Below are 18,055 nucleotides of genomic sequence, written 5' to 3' on the forward strand. Positions count from 1 at the left end.
ATCCATCCACCACTCGCCCCAACTCCCATCCCGTCCGCCGTCGACCCACACGCACGTGGAGCGGATGCGGTGCTGGGCGTCCAGGTGGAGCGCCCAACTGGACGAACGACCTGGACGCCCGGTGCCGTGTCTGCTCGGCTTGTCCTGGGTCGTCGGCGGACGGGATGGGAGTTCCCCGCCCCAGCCACAAACGGCCGGCACCCGCGAACGGCGCCCCCTGCATCCCGGAGTCGGAGTGCCCCCGCCGGAGGCATCGTCCTAACGCGAGCTGAGCAGCAGTCCTGAACTGTCGCAGTTCGCCCTCATCAACCTGAGCCGTAGGCGCGCGGCCGGCGGCCGGGCCAGAGCGGGGCGGAGACAGGAGCGCAGGCCCGGGTGGCGGGCCGCGCGCGCCGCGCGTGCGCGGCGGGTGCCTTGATGAAGTAGGGAAACTCTTACCGCGCTGGCTCGGTGGAGCCGTGGCGCTCGGCTCGGAAGGCGTCGAGCAGGGTGAAGAACATGTCCATTTGGGGCTTGCCCGCTTGCGCTGCTGCGCGTTCGATCTCGACTGCCCAACCCTGCGGGTTCATGGCCACGTCGAAGCGGCGCCAGAGCCACATGCTGAAGTCGCCGGTCTGGGCGAAGTCGTCCTCGTCCTTGCCCCCGTGGATCGTTCCTCCCACGCGGTAGCCCAGGAGCATCGAGTCCAAGTGCTGGAGGGACCTGTCCCGGACCCAGGCGCCCGGTCGGATGCGGATCTCGTCCAAGAACTCGTAGATGTTCTGGAGTTGGCGGGGGTGCCGGGGCGTCTTGTTGCGCCACTCCTCCTCGGTCACGCTGACGCCTCGGTGAGCTGGCGGCCGTCGTGGCTGCGGACGTGGGGGCCTGCGTCGTCCAGGGCGTCCAGGAGGCGGATCGCGTAGACCTCGGACATTTGGGCGGCCACCTCCTCCGGGGTGAGCCAGGCGACCGCGGTCGATTCCGCCGAGGTGCGCTCCGTGCCGCCGGAGGGCTTGCAGCGGAAGACCAGGGCGACGATGCCTCGGGTGGTGTTTTTGTAGACCCCGGTCAGGTCGTCGACCTGGACCTCGATGCCCGTCTCCTCCAGCACCTCGCGGCGGACGCCGGCCTCCGGGGACTCGGTGAGTTCGAGGACTCCGCCCGGGAGTTCCCAAGTGCCGTTGTCCGCTCGGCGGATCGCCAGGAGTCGGCCGTCCTCGCGCAGTACGGCCCCGGCTACGGACACGGAGTGCAGTGGCGTTGACTTGTGCTGCGGGGAACCCGTACTCATGTACAGGAGCATAGGAGGAAGAGAAGGACTATGGGAACCGCAGTGGGAGGTGGCCGAGGGGCCGTGCCGCGCTACGTGCAGATCGCCGACGACCTCGTCCAGCAGATCCGGGCCGGTGTGCTGAAGGCCGGTGACATGGTGCCGAGCGAGTCCGAGCTCGTGGAGCGCTACGGCGTCGCCGGCGGGACGATCCGCAAGGCCATGGTGGAGGTCCGGGCCAGTGGGCTCGTGGAGACCCGGCACGGCAAGGGGTCGCTGGTGAAGGCCCGGCCGCCCGTACGGCACCGGTCTTCGGACCGTTTCCGGCGTGCGCACCGGCAAGAGGGCAAGGCGGCCTACCTGGCCGAATCCGCGCAGTCCGGGGCTGAGGCGTCCGTCAGCATGCTGTTCCGCGGGCCCATGGAGGCTCCGGAAGAGATCGCGGAGCGGCTCGGCGTCGCCGTGGGGACTCAGGTGCTCGCGCGTCGGCGGCTGTACTTCCGGGACGGGACGCCGGTCGAGACGGCTACCTCGTACTTGCCGTGGGACGTCGCGAAGGACATCCCGGAGCTGTTCGCGGACAACCCCGGCCCCGGCGGCATCTACGCCCGGCTTGAGGATCACGGCCACGTCTTCGCCGAGTTCGTGGAGACGCTCCTGGCCCGGCCTGCCGCCAAGGCGGAGGCGACCGAGCTGTCGTTGAGCCCCGGCGCTCCGGTGGTGCACCTGCTGCGCAACGCCGTCACCGAGGAGGGGCGCGTGGTGGAGGTGTGCGACACCCTCATGGCCGCTGACCAGTTCGTCTTCGAGTACCGGATCCCCGCGCGCGACTGACACTTGCTCAACTCCCCACAGCCCGCTGCGAGTTTCTCATCGCGGCGGGTTGACTCATGTATAGGAGTCGGGCACTCTTCTTCATGTAGCTCATGTACATGAGTGCAGGAGTTCCACCACTGCATAGGAGTGATCTTTCGTGCGTCAGATTCCCGTCGACACCACCGGCGCGACCGTGATGGTCGCCCAGCCCCCGCAGCTCAAGATGCGCGACAAGAAGACCGGTCAGGTCGCCGTCGACAACGAGACCGGCAACAACCTCATGACCGTGGACGTGCTGTTCGTGATGAACGGCAGCGCCGAGGTCGTGTCCATCACCGTGGCGCAGCCCGACGTCTCCGGAACGCTGGCCCTCGGCACCCCGGTCGCGTTGACCGGCCTGGTCGCCCGGCCGTGGGAGAACGAGTTCAACGGCCAGAAGCGCCACGGGATCAGCTTCCGCGCTGTCGCCGTCACCTCGCTGGCCGAGGCGGGCTGAGCATGGACGCCTTATGGGTCACGCTGCTCGTGGTCCTGGCCCTCGCGCTCGTCCTGCGCTGGCTGCGACCCACCTGGTACTGGGTGACCTTCGGGGTCACCTTCGCGACCATCCGCGTCCTCGTCCGCTACCGCTCGGTGATGGACGCCTGCGGGCTCACCGTCCCGCCCGCCCGCTGGCGACTGGTCCTCGCACGGGTGAGCAACCGCCCGCCGCCCGAGGCCCGCGCGCCCCGCATCCTGCGGCTTCGCCCCACCTCGACCGGCCTGGTTCTGCGGCTGAAACTCCGGCCCGGGCAGGACGCGTTCGACTTCACCGCCTCCTCCGACCGGCTACGACACTCCTTCGCCCTCCACAACGTCGTCTCGAGGGAGATCCGATCCGGTGTGGTCGAGCTGCGGATGACCGGATACGACGTGCTCAAGCGCGTGCGGATGCCGTCGGTCCCCCTACCTGACGGGGAACTCCGCGTGCCGGTCGCCCTGCGGGAAGACGGGGCGGTGCACTATCGGGACTACCGGCAGGTTCCACACGCCCTGAACGTCGGCGCGACGCAATCGGGGAAGTCCGTCTACCAGCGCACCCTCGTGGCCGGGCTCGCGCCGCAGAACGTCGCCCTCGTCGGCATCGACTGCAAGAACGGGGTGGAACTCGCCCCACTTGCCGCCCGGTTCACCGCCCTGGCGGACAACCCTGACGCCGCGGCCGAACTGCTCGCAGCGCTCGTCGAGTACATGGGCCGTGTCTACCAACTCATCCGCAGCGAGCAGCGCATCAGCGTCGGTCTCCCGGACTCTGAGATCACCGCCGACATCTGGGATCTGCCCGCGCACCTGCGCCCCGTACCCGTCGTGCTCCTGGTCGATGAGGTCGCGGAGCTGGCCCTCGCCGCGAGCAGGGCGGATGAGGCCCGGCGGGACCAGATCGTCACGCACCTGGTCCGCCTCTCGCAGCTGGGCCGCGCCGCAGGCATCTACATGGAGGTCTGCGGCCAGCGCTTCGGCTCCGAACTCGGCAAGGGCATCACCATGCTCCGCGCCCAGCTCACAGGCCGTACCGCTCACCGTGTGAATGATGAGACCTCGGCGAACATGGCCTTCGGAGACATCTCCCCGGACGCCGTCCTCGCCGCCGTCCAGATCGACAGGAGCCGCCCCGGCACGGCCGTGGCCGGTGATTCCTCCGGCGGCTGGTCCCGCATCCGGGCCCCGCACACCACGCTCCGCCAAGCCGTGGACACCTGCAACGCCCACGCGCACCGCACCCCGACCATCCCGGAGCTGGAGCCCTTCCGGCCCGCGCTCCCGGTACGCGTTCACATCGGCAAGGTCCAGCCGAGGAACTCCTCGGCACCTGCCTTCTGATCACTCTCCCCACCCGGTCGGCGCGGCCACATCGCGCCAAGTCCCTACCCCACCCATGCCCGAAAGGAGGTGATGACCATGACCCGCCTGGTCCGCCCGGACGCTGTCCTCGTCCAGGCCGTCATTGCCGGAGCGCTTTCCTTCGCCCACCTTCACGACCTGGCCGAAGCCGCCGGACAACGGGGCTGGAAGGCCTGGGCCTACCCGGTCAGCGTGGATCTGCTCCTCGTCGCCGCCTGGCACCGGCTGCGCACCCTGCGGGATGCGGGGGAGCCCTCGCGTTCGGCCTGGGCCTGGTTCGCCGTCGCCCTGGCGGCCTCGCTCGGTGCGAACGTCGCCACCGCCGGCCTTCTCGACCTCGGCGACGTTCCGGACTGGCTCCGGATCCTCGTCGCGGGATGGCCGGCGCTCGCCTTCCTCGGCGGCACGCTGCTGGTCCACCGGCCTACGTCGCCCCGCGAGCCGGGTCCGGACCCTGCTCTGGCGGCCGTGCCCGTGCCGGTGGTCGAGCGGGCGCCAGATCCCGGCGTCCAGGTCGCCACAGCCATCCCCGCCGCCCCGGCCCCCGCACCCGCGGTGACCGCGCCGCCCGCCCTCGTCGCCCACGCCCAGAAGATCGCCGCCGACCACCGCGCCCGTACCGGCTCGGCCATCGACACCGAGACCCTGCGCGCCCGGCTTGGTGTCCCGTACGCGCTCGCCGCAGCCATCGCCGCCCAGCTCGCCTGACGACAGGAGACAGCCGTGCCCGCCCGCATCAATTTCCGCTCGCTCATGAAGATCGGCCCCGTCCAGATCGGCACCTACCGCGACCGCCGCGGCCGCATGAAGGACGCCGCCGTCTGCACCACCGACTGCTGCGGCTGGTCCTCCGACTACAGCTCCTCGACCGCCGCCCAGCTCGCCGCCCGCTCCCACCGCTGCCGCGTCAGCTGATCCGAAAGGCCAACGCCATGGACGTGCCGCTCTGGTTCGCCCTCCTCGTCGTCGGCGTCCTCGGCGTGAGGCTCATCCGCCCGCCCTGGTGGCTCGTCGCCGTGATCCTCCTCGGCGGCTTCCTCCTCGCGGACAGCTTCCTCGCCCCGGCCATCGACACCGCGATCAACAAGTAACCGGCCCCAGAAGGAGGACCACATGATCCGGCCCAAGATCCCGGTCAACCCGCTCCCGACCGGTCTCGTCATCCCGCTCGCCGAACCGACCGCCGCCGTTGAACCCCACGCGGGCGCGGCTCCCGTCTGCGACTGCCACCACGCCCCGGCTCAGCCGACGTCCCGCGTGCAGCTGCCCGCCGTGCGCCTCACCTCGACCGGTCTCGTCGCCGCCATCGCCGGTGGTGCGGGCTTGGTCCTCGTCGTCGGCGCCGTCCTGGTCTCGATGCTCCTGGCCGTCGCCATCACCAGCGCCGCGGTCGCCGTCTGCGCCGTCGTCCTGCGCTCGCTCCTCAACGGCCAGCACCACCGCTGACCGGCCCCGGGACGGCCTCAACCGCCAAGTTTCCGCCGTCCCGGCGCCGTGCTCCTGCCCGAACCAGCAGATCCGGAAGGAACCACCATCATGTCCCGGCACCACCCCACCCCGGGCCTCCTCGGCGAAATGCTGAGGGTGGCCGCGGCCCCCGACTACGCCCGCTGGGAGGACCAGATCCGCCGCACGGGCGGCTGCTCCGACCCGATCCACATCACCGGCTGGACCGTGGCCAAGGACAGGGCTTCCGGGGAGGTCCTGCACCGGTACTCCACCGGCGACGAACCCGGCGCCCGTCTCCGGATCGCCTGCGGCAACCGCCGCGCCTCCCGCTGCCCCGCCTGCGCCTGGACCTACTCCGGCGACACGTACCACCTCATCCGCGCGGGGCTGGCGGGGGACGACAGCCGCGACATCCCCGCCACCGTCCGCGAACACCCCCGTGTCTTCGTCACCCTCACGGCTCCGTCCTTCGGTCCGGTCCACAACCGCCCCGCCGGCCGCGCCTGCCGCTGCGGCAAGCGCCACCAGGAAGACGCCTCCGAACTGGGCACCGCTCTCGACCCGGCCTCCTACGACTACGTGGGCGCGGTCCTCTTCAACAACCACGCCGGACAGCTCTGGCAGCGCTTCACGACCCGGCTGCGCCGCGAGATCGCCGCCTTCGCCGGGCTGACCCAGCGCGAGCTGAAAGAGGTCGCACGGATCTCCTACGGCAAGGTCGCCGAGTTCCAGAAGCGCGGCGCCATCCACTTCCACGCCGTCATCCGCATCGACGGACCGGGCGGGCCCGGCACCTCGCCGCCCCACTGGGCCGGCACCGACCTGCTCGACCGCTCCATCCGTGCCGCCGCTGCCCACGCGTACACCGCGGTGTCCGTCCCGGCCGCCGCCGACCAGCCCGCCCGCTTGCTCCGCTGGGGCACGCAGCTCGACGTCCGCCCCATCAAGGCCTTCGGGGACGGCTCCGACATCACGGAGCAGGCCGTCGCCTCGTACGTGGCCAAGTACGCGACCAAGGCGGCCGAGACCACCGGCTCCCTCGACCGTCGGATCGGCAACCGCGAAGCCCTCGTCCTTCTTGACGTCCCCGACCACACCGCCCGACTGATCGAAGCCTGCCTCGACCTGGACCCGCTCTACCCGGACCGCCGCCTCGCCGCCTGGGCCCACATGCTCGGCTTCCGCGGCCACTTCTCCACCAAGTCCCGCCAGTACTCCACCACCCTCGGGGCCCTCCGCCAGACCCGCGCCGACTACCGCGCCACCCAGGAGCGCGAAGCCCGAGGGCTCGCCGACGCCGAGCCGGACTCTGTCCTCGTCCTCGCCTCCTGGCAGTACGCCGGGCACGGGCACAGCCCGGGGGAGTCGGTCCTCGCCGCCACCATCGCCCACGGCATCCAGCTGAACCGCCGGACCGCTCGCGAAGCCCTGCAAGGAACGCAAGGAGAGCAAGGAGAGTCACGTGAATGAGCGCCTTCTCAGCGTTGATCAGGTCGCCGAACTACTCGGCACGACCGCCCGGTTCCCGCGCCGCCTGATCGAGGAGCGGCGGATCACCTACGTGAAGGTCGGGCGACACGTGCGGATCCCGGAAGGCGCCGTGCGTGCGTATCTCGCCGCCCACACGGTCGAGCCGCGTCGCCGCCGGATGGGGGTGGCTGCCTGATGGCCGGGAAGCGTCGCCAGTTCGGGCGGGTGCGCAAGCTGCCCTCCGGGCGGTACCAGGCGCGGTACGTCGGCCCCGACGGGCAGTTGCGGCCCGCGCCCGTGACCTTCCCGACCAAGAGGGACGCGGACGACTGGCTTGCCGACAAGCAGACCGAGATGCGGCGGGGGGACTGGCTCGACCCGGATGCGGGGAAGGTCGCGTTCGGTCCGTACGCCGTCGCCTGGATCAAGGAGCGTGAGCTGACCAGCACCACCCGGCAGCTCTACGGGTCGCTTCTCAAGCACCACCTTGAGCCGACCTTCGGTGGCGTCGACCTGGCCGGGATCTCGGCTCCTGTCGTCCGTCGCTGGCGTGCCGACAAGCTCGCGGGCGGGACCGGGCCCACGACCGTGGCCAAGGCGTACGCGCTGCTGCGAGCCATCCTGGGCACGGCCGTGTCGGATCAGCTGATCAAGCGGAACCCGTGCCAGATCAAAGGGGCCAGCATCGTGCACACGCCCGAGCGGCCCACTGCCACCATCCCGGAGGTCTACGCCCTGGCCGGTGCCGTCCAGCCCCGCTACCGGGCGCTCGTCCTCATGGCCGGGTTCCTCGGGCTCCGCTGGGGTGAGCTGATCGGGCTGCACCGGCGGGACATCGACCTCGACCACGGGAGCGTCCGCGTCCGGCGCGCCGTCGCCGAGCTGGGGAACGGCCAGCGGGAGATCAAGGCGCCCAAGAGCGCGGCCGGAAAGCGGACCGTGTCCATCCCGGACGTGATCGTCCCCGAGATCCGGGTGCATCTGACGCTCTACGCCGAACCCGGCGCCGACGGGCGGGTGTTCATCGGGGCCAAGAAGGCGACCCCGCGCCGGAACCACTTCAACCGGCTGTGGCACAAGGCGTGCCGGGACGCGGGGATCAAGGGGCTGCACTTCCACGATCTTCGGCACACGGGGAACACCCTCGCCGCGTCAACAGGAGCGAGCACCCGTGAGCTGATGGCACGGATGGGCCACAGCACCGCCCGCGCGGCGCTGATCTACCAGCACGCGAGTGCCGACCGGGACCGGCTGATCGCCGACGGCCTGAGCAAGCTCGTCGAGAGAAGCACCAACAGGGACACGGGAGAGGGCAAGGGGCACGCAGGGGGCACGGCGACCTGATCGCGGACCCCGGGAACGACTCAGGGCCAGGTCGAGGAGACATCCTCTGACCTGGCCCTGAGCCATCAAGAGCGGGCGACGGGAATCGAACCCGCGTAGCTAGTTTGGAAGACTAGGGCTCTACCATTGAGCTACGCCCGCACGGTGCGTACCGCAGGTCACCGACCGTGGCACACGCAGCATCCTAGCCGGTTCCGGCGGGCGATCGCACACCGCATTCCCGGCCACGTCTCCGCCGCTCTTCCACACGTTCCCTCACGCACGCGCTCCGGAACGTCTCCGGGCATGTACCCTACGTGTCGCACCGACGGGGTGTGGCGCAGCTTGGTAGCGCGTCCGCTTTGGGAGCGGAAGGTCGTCGGTTCGAATCCGGCCACCCCGACCAACATCACGCGGCACTGCCGCGATGCACCTGTGGCACCACCGCACGCGCACCACCAGCACCGTCGTAGACGGGCCCCGGGGTGCCCGGCGGGGCCGCCTTCGGCAGCGTCGATATGAAGATCGCGTTGTGGGCTGCTGACCGCTTGCGGTTACTATGCAAGCTGCGTGCCCGTGTGTCTGATGTACCGGGCCCGATCCGCTGAACCGCTGAATCGCAGCGTCAGTAGAACCCCAGCAGTCAGCCACAAGGAGACCTAACCGTGAAGAGCGCCGTGGAGACCCTGAACCCTACTCGGGTTCGGTTCACTGTTGAGGTGCCCTTCGAGGAGCTCAAGGACAGCCTCGACGCGGCGTACAAGAAGATCAACCAGCAGGTCACGGTGAAGGGCTTCCGTAAGGGCAAGATCCCGGCCCGAGTCATCGACCAGCGCTTCGGCCGCGGTGCTGTGCTGGAGGAGGCCGTCAACGACGCCCTCCCGAAGTTCTACACCGAGGCGGTCAACGAAGCCGAGGTCAACCCGCTGGGTCAGCCCGAGGTCGACATCACGGAGCTGAAGGACGGCGAACTGCTGGCCTTCACCGCCGAGGTCGACATCCGCCCGACCGTCGAGATCCCGGACTACTCCGGCATCGAGGTCGAGGTCGACGCGATCGAGGTCACCGACGAGGACGTCGAGAAGTCGATCGAGCAGCTTCGCGGCCGCTTCGCGACCACCAACGTCGTCGAGCGCGCCGCCGCCGAGGGCGACGTCGTGACGATCGACCTCGAAGCCAAGGTCGACGGTGAGGTCCTCGAGGACGGCGTCGCTTCCGACGTCTCGTACACCATCGGCTCGGGCGAGCTGCTCGAAGGCATCGACGAGGCCGTGACCGGCCTGGAGGCCGGTGGCGAAGCCACCTTCACCTCGCAGCTCAAGGGCGGTTCCGCCGAGGGCAAGGACGCCGAGGTCACCGTGAAGGTCACCAAGGTCTCCGCCCGCGAGCTGCCGGAGCTGGACGACGAGTTCGCCCAGACCGCGAGCGAGTTCGACACGCTCGAGGACATGAAGGCCGACAGCCGCAAGCGCCTCGAGAACATGAAGCAGTACGACCAGGCCACCCAGGCCCAGGAGCGCGTGCTGGAGAAGTTCCTGGAGCTCGCCGAGGTCCCGATCCCCGAGAAGCTCCTCGAGGACGAGGTCAACACCCGCAAGCACAGCCTGGAGCACCACCAGCTGGGCCAGATGGGTCTGACCATCGAGAAGTACCTGGAGATCCAGGGCAAGACGGTCGAGGAGTTCGACGCCGAGACGCGCGAGCAGGCCGTCAAGGGCATCAAGACCCAGTTCCTCCTCGACGAGCTGGTCAACAAGGAGAAGCTGAACGTGAACCAGGAGGAGCTCACCGAGCACCTCATGCGCCGCGCGCAGTCCTCCGGCATGTCCCCGGACCAGTTCGCCCAGGCCGTCGTCGAAGGCGGCCAGGTCCCGATGCTGGTCGGCGAGGTCGCCCGCGGCAAGGCCCTCGCGGTCGTCGTCGAGGCCGCCAAGGTGACCGACACCAACGGTGTCGAGGTCGACCTGTCCGACGAGGACGAGGAGCAGGCCGCCGAGACGGTCGAGGCTGCGGTCAACGCCGACGCCGCTGACGCCGACGAGGCCGAAGAGGCCAAGTAAGCCCAGGCGGGGGGCCGGTCACGGTCCTCCCGCGAGGCTTGTGAGCAGTGCCCGAAGGGCCCGGACGCAGCTGCGCCCGGGCCCTTCGGCTTCGCCCCGCGCGGGGCTCCGTAGCTTGCGCTCCGAGCGAACAGTTCGGGAAGCGGGATGGCGTTGTCCGACCTGCGCGTTAGGGTCCATGAATACGAGGGTTGCGGGAGTACCCGGACGCCGGCGGACAGGTCCGCATCGGCCGAGCCGTGGCCCCTGAAAGAGACGCTGAGACGGCACGTGAGCCGTCGGAGACGAGCAGGTGGATACGTGACGAATCTGAAGCCTTACGCCGCGGGTGAGCCGTCCATCGGTGGCGGCCTCGGCGACCATGTCTACAACCGGCTGCTCGGCGAGCGCATCATCTTCCTCGGCCAGCAGGTCGACGACGACATCGCCAACAAGATCACGGCGCAGCTCCTGCTCCTGGCCGCCGAGCCGGAGAAGGACATCTACCTGTACATCAACAGCCCCGGTGGCTCGGTGACGGCCGGCATGGCCGTCTACGACACCATGCAGTACATCCCGAACGACGTCGTCACCATCGGCATGGGCATGGCGGCCTCGATGGGCCAGTTCCTGCTCACCGGCGGCGCCAAGGGCAAGCGTTTCGCCCTGCCGAACACCGACATCCTGATGCACCAGGGTTCCGCGGGCATCGGTGGCACCGCCTCGGACATCAAGATCCAGGCCCAGTACCTGCTGCGCACCAAGCAGCGCATGGCCGAGATCACCGCGTTCCACTCGGGCCAGACGGTCGAAGCGATCATTCGCGACGGCGACCGCGACCGTTGGTTCACGTCCGAGGAGGCCAAGGAGTACGGCCTGATCGACGAGATCATCTCGGCCGCGTCCAACGTTCCGGGTGGCGGTGGCACCGGGGCCTGATCCCGGGCAGCGCCGGGGTCCCGGACCCCGGCGGCGACCGCACGCACCCAGCCGACAGCCGTAGAACGCCACCAGGATGGTGAAACCCCCGATGTACATGAACAACCTCTCTCCCGCGAGCGGCCTCCACACCGGTCCGCAGGTGGACAACCGCTACGTCATCCCGCGCTTCGTCGAGCGCACCTCGCAGGGCGTGCGCGAGTACGACCCGTACGCGAAGCTCTTCGAGGAGCGCGTGATCTTCCTCGGCGTGCAGATCGACGACGCCTCCGCCAACGACGTCATGGCGCAGCTGCTGTGCCTGGAGTCGATGGACCCGGACCGCGACATCTCCATCTACATCAACAGCCCCGGTGGCTCCTTCACCGCGCTGACGGCGATCTACGACACGATGCAGTTCGTGAAGCCGGACATCCAGACGGTCTGCATGGGCCAGGCGGCCTCCGCCGCCGCCGTCCTGCTGGCCGCCGGTACCCCCGGCAAGCGCATGGCGCTGCCGAACGCCCGCGTGCTGATCCACCAGCCGTCCGGCGGCACCGGCCGCGAGCAGCTCTCCGACCTGGAGATCGCGGCCCGCGAGATCCTGCGGATGCGCGACCAGCTGGAGACCATGCTGGCCAAGCACTCCACCACGCCGCTTGAGAAGATCCGCGAGGACATCGAGCGCGACAAGATCCTGACGGCCGAGGACGCCCTGGCGTACGGCCTGATCGACCAGATCGTCTCCACCCGCAAGAGCAACGCGGTCTGATCCTTGCCGCCCCTTGGCGTGGGCGATCGTCGCAGAAGGCGATGTGAACCACGTCAAGGGGGCCCCGCAGGGGGCACTTGGCAAGGTACCGTCGGATAGAGGCACCAGGAGCGCTGAACCAAGCGTCTCCCAGGCGAAGGGGAAGCACCTCGTGGCACGCATCGGTGATGGTGGCGACCTGCTCAAGTGCTCGTTCTGCGGAAAGAGCCAGAAGCAGGTGAAGAAGCTCATCGCAGGTCCCGGTGTGTACATCTGCGACGAGTGCATCGACCTCTGCAACGAGATCATCGAAGAGGAACTGGCCGAGACCTCCGAGGTCAGGTGGGAGGAACTCCCCAAGCCTCGCGAGATCTACGAGTTCCTGGAGGGCTACGTCGTCGGCCAGGAGCCGGCGAAGAAGGCGCTCTCCGTCGCGGTGTACAACCACTACAAGCGCGTCCAGGCCGGCGAGAACGGCGGCGCGCAGGGCCGGGACGACGCGATCGAACTCGCGAAGTCCAACATCCTCCTGCTGGGACCCACGGGTTCCGGCAAGACGCTGCTGGCCCAGACGCTCGCGCGCATGCTCAACGTTCCGTTCGCCATCGCCGACGCGACGGCACTGACGGAGGCCGGGTACGTCGGCGAGGACGTCGAGAACATCCTGCTCAAGCTGATCCAGGCCGCTGACTACGACGTCAAGAAGGCCGAGACCGGGATCATCTACATCGACGAGATCGACAAGGTGGCTCGCAAGAGCGAGAACCCGTCGATCACGCGCGACGTGTCGGGCGAGGGCGTCCAGCAGGCCCTGCTGAAGATCCTGGAAGGCACGACCGCCTCCGTCCCGCCGCAGGGCGGCCGGAAGCACCCGCACCAGGAGTTCATCCAGATCGACACGACGAACGTGCTCTTCATCGTGGGCGGAGCCTTCTCCGGCCTGGAGAAGATCATCGAGTCGCGCGCCGGTGCCAAGGGCATCGGCTTCGGGGCGACGATCCGCTCGAAGCGCGAGATCGAGGCCAGCGACCAGTTCCACGAGGTCATGCCGGAGGACCTGGTGAAGTTCGGGATGATCCCCGAGTTCATCGGCCGCCTCCCCGTCATCACCTCGGTGCACAACCTGGACCGCGAGGCCCTGCTGCAGATCCTGATCGAGCCGCGTAACGCCCTGGTGAAGCAGTACCAACGGCTGTTCGAACTCGATGGTGTCGAGCTGGACTTCGAGCGCGAGGCGCTCGAAGCCATCGCGGACCAGGCGATCCTCCGCCAGACCGGCGCGCGCGGCCTGCGCGCCATCATGGAAGAGGTCCTGATGTCGGTGATGTACGAGGTCCCGTCCCGCAAGGACGTGGCCCGCGTCGTCGTCACCTCCGAGGTCGTCCGCTCCAACGTGAACCCCACGCTGGTCCCGCGGATCATCCCGAAGGACCAGGGCCCGCAGGAGAAGTCGGCGTAACACCCGCCGCACGCAACGCGCGAAGGGGCGCCCCGGATCATCCGGGGCGCCCCTTCGCGTGCGTTCAGGACTTGACGCGGGCCGTGCTGTACAGCTTCGCGGCGAGGTCGGCGGCCTGCTCCAGGGTGTAGCCCGGCTTGCTGGCGAGCATGGACGCCAGGTCCGTCGCGCTGACCATGCTCAGGGTGCTGTAGTCGCCCCAGATGCAGATCGGGATCGTGGCCGCCTGGGGCCCCTTGGCGACCGCGGTCTTCGACGTGAACTTGGCTTCCTGGCACTTCATCACGGCGCCCTTGGAGCCGGCCGGGGTCATCGTCTTGGGGCTGCCCACGAGTTCGACCTCGGTGGTCTTCGCGTCCTTGGCGGAGTTCAGCTTGGCCATGGCGAAGTAGCCGTCCACCGCCTTCTCGGGGTCGGCGATCTCGCCGTAGACGCCCTGGAAGTTGAGGCCCTTGGCCAGCAGGGGGTTCTTCGGGTCGCCCGCCTGGTACGTCATGCCCACCTGAGTGGGGTTCTTGACGCCGGCGGCCTCCGCCTCCTGCTTGTCCTTGGCGGTGAACTCCTTCTGCGAGTAGTTCGGATCCTTCTTGAACTCGCCGACCGTGTCCGGTGCCACCAGCTTGTAGCCCTTGGTGTCCGCGGCCACGGTACTGCTGGAGCCGCCGCCGCCCTTCGTGAAGTACCAGCCCGCGCCGCCGATGACCGCGATCGCGAGGATCACCGAGAGGACGATCACGCCCGTCTTGGACTTCTTCGGGGGCTGCTGCTGGTACCCGGGCTGCGGGTAGCCCGGCTGCTGGTAGCCACCGGGCTGCTGCGGCTGCTGGTAGCCCTGCGGGGGGACGCCCGGCTGCTGGGGGTAGCCGTAGCCGGGGGCGGGCGCCGCCGGCGGGGGCGGGGGCTGCTGGGGGTAGCCCGGCTGCTGGTAACCGGGCTGCTGCTGCGGGTAGCCGTACCCGGGCTGCTGCGGCGGCTGCTGGCCGTACGGGCCCGGCTGGCCCCCGTACGGTCCCGGCTGCTGCGGCTGCTGGCCGCCGTACGGACCTGGCTGGTTGTAACTCATACCCGCGTCCCCCTTAGGAACTACTTATGTTGCTCACATCCTGTCGGAAGGACGTGCGTAACCGTGCCCCGGGGGCCCGGCAGTTACCGAACTACGACGCGGGGACCTCCATCGCCTCCCGCAGCGCCTTCGCCCGAGCCGCGAGCGCGTCGAGCGTCACCGGCTTGTTCTCGATGGGCACGGTGACCGTCACGAGCGTGCTGTGGTCGGCCCACATGCACAGCGAGAGAGAGCTGCCCTGGATCGGGAGGGTGCCGCAGCGCATGGCGCCGCCCGCCGGCGTGCCGGCCTCGTGCGTCGTGACCTGCCCGTCCGGGATGCCCATGGCCCGCAGGCCCGTGTCCACCGCCGCGCCCGGGTCCTCGTCGGCGAACCGGCCCTCGGTCCCGCTGACGACGAGCTGCGCCGTGCCCTCACCGTCCGCGTACACGACGGCCACGGGCTTCGTGCCGGGCTTCGCCGGGCCCTGCCCCTGCTTGATGGCGTCGACCCGCGGGCCGGAGTCCTGGAGCGTCAGGCCCTGGAAGGAAGCGGGCGGCGCCAGGCGGTAGCGGCCGGCGTCGGCCGGTGCGGGGGCCGCCGCGGCAGGCTGCGATTGCCGCGGCCCGGGCGTGCTCGCCGCCTTCGGCTCGTCCGGGTCCAGTAGCGCGTTCATGGCCGCTCGCCCGCCCAGCACGCTCGCGGCCGTCACGAGTACTGCCGCGACGATCCACAGGGTGCGCTTCGCCTTCGACGGCGGCAGCGGCGGTGACGGCGCGTACGGGGCGGGAGCGGAGTACGGAGTGGGCGGCGCGAACGGGGCGGGCGGAGCCGGTACGGGGGGCTGCGTCGGCTGCTGATCGTTCTCGTTCATCCGCTCAGTGATGCCGACCTGCCATGGGCAGGTCAACCGATGTCGGGATGCGGTATCGATTCGTAACGGGGTGGGGACCGCCCGTATCCTGTGCCCGTGACCGAGAACGCGCAGACACCCAGCAGCCCCAACTCCGAACTGCCGACCGCGTACGCACCGGCCGAGGTGGAGGGGAAGCTCTATGAGCGCTGGGTAGAGCGTGGGTACTTCACGGCCGACGCCGCGAGCGACAAGCCCGGCTACACCATCGTCATCCCGCCGCCCAACGTCACCGGCTCCCTGCACCTGGGCCACGCCTTCCAGCACACGCTGATGGACGCCCTCACCCGCCGCAAGCGCATGCAGGGCTACGAGTCGCTGTGGCTGCCCGGCATGGACCACGCCGGCATCGCGACCCAGAACAAGGTCGAGCAGCAGCTCGCCGAGGAGGGCAAGTCCCGCCACGACCTGGGCCGCGAGGACTTCGTCGAGCGCGTCTGGCAGTGGAAGGAAGAGTACGGCGGCAAGATCCTCGGCCAGATGCGCCGGCTCGGCGACGGCGTCGACTGGAGCCGTGAGCGCTTCACCATGGACGAGGGCCTCTCCAAGGCCGTCCAGACGATCTTCAAGAAGCTCTACGACGATGAGCTGATCTACCGCGCCGAGCGCATCATCAACTGGTGCCCCCGCTGCCTGACGGCCATCTCCGACATCGAGGTGGAGTACCAGGACGACGCGGGCGAGCTCGTCTCGATCATGTACGGCGAGGGCGAGAACACCCTCGTCGTCGCGACCACGCGCGCCGAGACGATGCTCGGTGACACCGCCGTCGCCGTCCACCCCGACGACGAGCGCTACCAGCACCTCATCGGCACCCGGATCAAGCTGCCGCTGACGGACCGGACCATCCCGATCGTCGCCGACACCCACGTCGACCCCGAGTTCGGCACCGGCTGCGTCAAGGTGACCCCCGCGCACGACCCGAACGACTTCGCCATCGGCCAGCGGCACGGCCTGGAGTCCATGACGATCATGGACGAGCGCGGTGTCATCACGGTCCACGGCCCCTTCCTGGGCCTGGACCGCTTCGAGGCCCGTTCCGCGGTCGTCGGCGCCCTGCGCGAGCAGGGTCGGATCGTCGCCGAGAAGCGTCCGTACCAGCACTCCGTGGGCCACTGCTCGCGCTGCCGCACCACGATCGAGCCGCGCCTGTCGCTCCAGTGGTGGGTCAAGGTCGAGACGCTCGCCAAGGCGGCCGGTGACGCGGTCCGTGACGGCCGGGTCGCGATCCACCCGGAGGAGATGTCGAAGCGCTACTTCGACTGGGTCGACAACCTCAACGACTGGTGCATCTCGCGCCAGCTGTGGTGGGGCCACCGCATCCCGGTCTGGTACGGCCCCGAGGGCGAGGTCGTCTGCGTCGGACCGGACGACGAGGCGCCCACCGGCGAGGGTTGGACGCAGGACACCGACGTCCTCGACACCTGGTTCTCGTCCGGCCTGTGGCCGTTCTCCACGCTCGGCTGGCCGGAGCAGACCCCGGACCTGAAGAAGTTCTACTCGACCGACGTGCTGCTCACGGGCCACGACATCATCTTCTTCTGGGTCGCCCGGATGATGATGTTCGGCCTGTACGCCATGGACGGCGTGGCCCCCTTCAAGACGATCGCGCTGACCGGGCTGGTCCGTGACGAGCGGGGCAAGAAGATGTCGAAGTCCTTCGGCAACGTCGTCGACCCGCTGGACTGGATGGACAAGTACGGCTCCGACGCCGTCCGCTTCACCCTGGCCAAGGGCGCCAACCCCGGCACGGACGTCCCGATCGGCGAGGACTGGGTCCAGGCGTCCAGCAAGTTCGCCAACAAGATCTGGAACGCCACGCGCTTCGCGCTGATGAACGGCGCGACGATCGAGGGCGAGCTGCCGCCGGTCGAGCAGATGTCGGCGACCGACCGCTGGATCCTGTCCCGCCTGAACAAGACGGTCGCGCAGGTCGACGCGTACTACGACGACTTCCAGTTCGCGAAGCTCAGCGAGGCCCTCTACCACTTCGCGTGGGACGAGGTCTTCGACTGGTACGTCGAGCTGTCGAAGACCACGTTCTTCGCGGGCGGCGAGCAGGCCAAGGTCTCCAGCCGGGTGCTGGGCGAGGTCATCGACGTCATGCTGCGGCTGCTGCACCCGGTGGTCCCCTTCGTCACCGAGACGCTGTGGACCACGCTGACCGGGCGCGAGTCCCTGGTCATCGCGGAGTGGCCGAACGACAGCGGCTTCCGCGACGAGGCCGCCGAGGCCGAGATCGGCAGCGTCCAGGCCGTGGTCACCGAGGTCCGCCGCTTCCGCAAGGAGCAGGGGCTGCAGGACGGTCAGAAGGTCCCGGCCCGCCTGGACCTGGCCGGTACGCCGCTGGCCGCGCACGAGGCCGCCATCCGGCAGCTGCTGCGCCTCCAGCCGGAGGGCGACGCCTTCAGCGCCACCGCGACCCTCCCGGTCGCGGGCGCCAGCGTCTCGCTCGACCTGTCGGGCACCATCGACGTGGCCGCCGAGCGCAAGCGCCTGACCAAGGACCTCGGCGCCGCCGAGAAGGAGAAGCAGCAGGCGGAGGCGAAGCTCGGGAACGAGGCGTTCATCGCCAAGGCCCCCGACAACGTCGTGGACAAGATCAAGGGCCGCCTCGCCAAGGCCGGGGCGGACATCGCCCGGATCCAGGCGCAGCTGGACTCGCTCCCGCAGGGCTAGTCACTCGATACGACGAAGGCCCCGCACCGTGGATGGTTCACGGTGCGGGGCCTTCGACGTGCCTCC

General features: G+C 69.4%; 19 protein-coding genes and 2 tRNA genes. 16 read left to right on the plus strand and 5 right to left on the minus strand.

Annotated features, from left to right (window positions below):
* Nucleotides 1-434: 434 nt before the first annotated feature.
* Nucleotides 435-815, minus strand: coding sequence for a hypothetical protein (locus tag ACIBEA_RS34165; RefSeq protein ID WP_399267079.1), 381 nt, complete (start codon nucleotides 813-815; stop codon nucleotides 435-437).
* The gene (locus ACIBEA_RS34170) at nucleotides 812-1,282 is read right to left on the minus strand and encodes an NUDIX hydrolase (RefSeq protein ID WP_399267080.1); all 471 of its coding nucleotides are present in this window, start codon (nucleotides 1,280-1,282) and stop codon (nucleotides 812-814) included. The genes ACIBEA_RS34165 and ACIBEA_RS34170 overlap by 4 nt, the downstream gene beginning before the upstream one ends.
* Before the next feature lie 18 nt (nucleotides 1,283-1,300).
* Between ACIBEA_RS34170 and ACIBEA_RS34175 the strand changes: the two genes are divergently transcribed.
* From ACIBEA_RS34175 to ACIBEA_RS34220, 10 genes are all read left to right on the plus strand, one after another.
* Nucleotides 1,301-2,083 carry a GntR family transcriptional regulator gene (locus tag ACIBEA_RS34175; RefSeq protein ID WP_399267081.1) on the plus strand — a complete coding sequence of 261 codons (783 nt, stop codon included), beginning with the start codon at nucleotides 1,301-1,303 and terminating at the stop codon, nucleotides 2,081-2,083.
* A gap of 139 nt (nucleotides 2,084-2,222) precedes the next feature.
* Nucleotides 2,223-2,561, plus strand: coding sequence for a hypothetical protein (locus ACIBEA_RS34180; protein WP_399267082.1), 339 nt, complete (start codon nucleotides 2,223-2,225; stop codon nucleotides 2,559-2,561).
* 2 nt (nucleotides 2,562-2,563) lie between these two features.
* Nucleotides 2,564-3,925 carry an FtsK/SpoIIIE domain-containing protein gene (locus ACIBEA_RS34185; RefSeq protein WP_399267083.1) on the plus strand — a complete coding sequence of 454 codons (1,362 nt, stop codon included), beginning with the start codon at nucleotides 2,564-2,566 and terminating at the stop codon, nucleotides 3,923-3,925.
* Nucleotides 3,926-4,003: 78 nt separating this feature from the next.
* The gene (locus ACIBEA_RS34190) at nucleotides 4,004-4,654 is read left to right on the plus strand and encodes a DUF2637 domain-containing protein (RefSeq protein ID WP_399267163.1); all 651 of its coding nucleotides are present in this window, start codon (nucleotides 4,004-4,006) and stop codon (nucleotides 4,652-4,654) included.
* Nucleotides 4,655-4,669: 15 nt separating this feature from the next.
* Entirely contained in the window at nucleotides 4,670-4,861 is a 192-nt protein-coding gene (locus ACIBEA_RS34195) for a mobile element transfer protein (protein WP_399267084.1), read from the plus strand.
* A gap of 17 nt (nucleotides 4,862-4,878) precedes the next feature.
* Complete coding sequence (locus ACIBEA_RS34200; RefSeq protein WP_399267085.1) at nucleotides 4,879-5,037, plus strand: hypothetical protein; 159 nt, start codon at nucleotides 4,879-4,881, stop codon at nucleotides 5,035-5,037.
* A 22-nt stretch (nucleotides 5,038-5,059) separates the two neighbouring features.
* Nucleotides 5,060-5,392, plus strand: coding sequence for a SpdD-like protein (locus tag ACIBEA_RS34205; RefSeq protein ID WP_399267086.1), 333 nt, complete (start codon nucleotides 5,060-5,062; stop codon nucleotides 5,390-5,392).
* A 90-nt stretch (nucleotides 5,393-5,482) separates the two neighbouring features.
* Nucleotides 5,483-6,865: a replication initiator protein RepSA gene (gene repSA / locus ACIBEA_RS34210; protein ID WP_399267087.1), complete on the plus strand. Its 1,383-nt coding sequence runs from the start codon at nucleotides 5,483-5,485 to the stop codon at nucleotides 6,863-6,865.
* On the plus strand, nucleotides 6,858-7,061 hold the full coding sequence (locus tag ACIBEA_RS34215) for an excisionase family DNA-binding protein (RefSeq protein ID WP_399267088.1): 204 nt from the start codon (nucleotides 6,858-6,860) through the stop codon (nucleotides 7,059-7,061). Before repSA ends, ACIBEA_RS34215 begins: the two co-directional genes overlap by 8 nt.
* Complete coding sequence (locus tag ACIBEA_RS34220; RefSeq protein WP_399267089.1) at nucleotides 7,061-8,209, plus strand: tyrosine-type recombinase/integrase; 1,149 nt, start codon at nucleotides 7,061-7,063, stop codon at nucleotides 8,207-8,209. Before ACIBEA_RS34215 ends, ACIBEA_RS34220 begins: the two co-directional genes overlap by 1 nt.
* 70 nt (nucleotides 8,210-8,279) lie before the next feature.
* On the opposite strand, the gene ACIBEA_RS34225 is transcribed toward ACIBEA_RS34220, so the two are convergent.
* A tRNA-Gly gene (locus ACIBEA_RS34225) sits at nucleotides 8,280-8,350 on the minus strand.
* Between the two features lie 167 nt (nucleotides 8,351-8,517).
* Here ACIBEA_RS34225 and ACIBEA_RS34230 point away from each other — a divergent pair.
* The 5 genes from ACIBEA_RS34230 to clpX all read left to right on the plus strand — a co-directional run bounded on the left by ACIBEA_RS34230 (nucleotide 8,518) and on the right by clpX (nucleotide 13,355).
* Nucleotides 8,518-8,594 (plus strand) — tRNA-Pro (locus ACIBEA_RS34230).
* A 259-nt stretch (nucleotides 8,595-8,853) separates the two neighbouring features.
* On the plus strand, nucleotides 8,854-10,248 hold the full coding sequence (tig, locus tag ACIBEA_RS34235) for a trigger factor (protein ID WP_399267090.1): 1,395 nt from the start codon (nucleotides 8,854-8,856) through the stop codon (nucleotides 10,246-10,248).
* Nucleotides 10,249-10,548: 300 nt separating this feature from the next.
* On the plus strand, nucleotides 10,549-11,166 hold the full coding sequence (locus ACIBEA_RS34240) for an ATP-dependent Clp protease proteolytic subunit (protein WP_030649990.1): 618 nt from the start codon (nucleotides 10,549-10,551) through the stop codon (nucleotides 11,164-11,166).
* Nucleotides 11,167-11,242: 76 nt separating this feature from the next.
* On the plus strand, nucleotides 11,243-11,917 hold the full coding sequence (locus ACIBEA_RS34245) for an ATP-dependent Clp protease proteolytic subunit (RefSeq protein WP_399267091.1): 675 nt from the start codon (nucleotides 11,243-11,245) through the stop codon (nucleotides 11,915-11,917).
* 151 nt (nucleotides 11,918-12,068) lie between these two features.
* Nucleotides 12,069-13,355, plus strand: a complete 1,287-nt coding sequence (gene clpX / locus ACIBEA_RS34250) for an ATP-dependent Clp protease ATP-binding subunit ClpX (RefSeq protein ID WP_399267092.1) — start codon at nucleotides 12,069-12,071, stop codon at nucleotides 13,353-13,355.
* Nucleotides 13,356-13,419: 64 nt separating this feature from the next.
* Here the strand turns inward: clpX and ACIBEA_RS34255 are convergent, their stop codons facing one another.
* Nucleotides 13,420-14,418 carry a hypothetical protein gene (locus ACIBEA_RS34255; RefSeq protein ID WP_399267093.1) on the minus strand — a complete coding sequence of 333 codons (999 nt, stop codon included), beginning with the start codon at nucleotides 14,416-14,418 and terminating at the stop codon, nucleotides 13,420-13,422.
* Nucleotides 14,419-14,509: 91 nt separating this feature from the next.
* On the minus strand, nucleotides 14,510-15,271 hold the full coding sequence (locus ACIBEA_RS34260) for a hypothetical protein (protein ID WP_399267094.1): 762 nt from the start codon (nucleotides 15,269-15,271) through the stop codon (nucleotides 14,510-14,512).
* Between the two features lie 96 nt (nucleotides 15,272-15,367).
* On the opposite strand from ACIBEA_RS34260, the gene ACIBEA_RS34265 reads away from it, so the two are divergent.
* The gene (locus ACIBEA_RS34265; protein WP_399267095.1) at nucleotides 15,368-17,989 is read left to right on the plus strand and encodes a valine--tRNA ligase; all 2,622 of its coding nucleotides are present in this window, start codon (nucleotides 15,368-15,370) and stop codon (nucleotides 17,987-17,989) included.
* Nucleotides 17,990-18,055: the final 66 nt, after the last annotated feature.

This window comes from Streptomyces sp. NPDC051555, assembly GCF_044454405.1.
GTDB lineage: Bacteria > Actinomycetota > Actinomycetes > Streptomycetales > Streptomycetaceae > Streptomyces.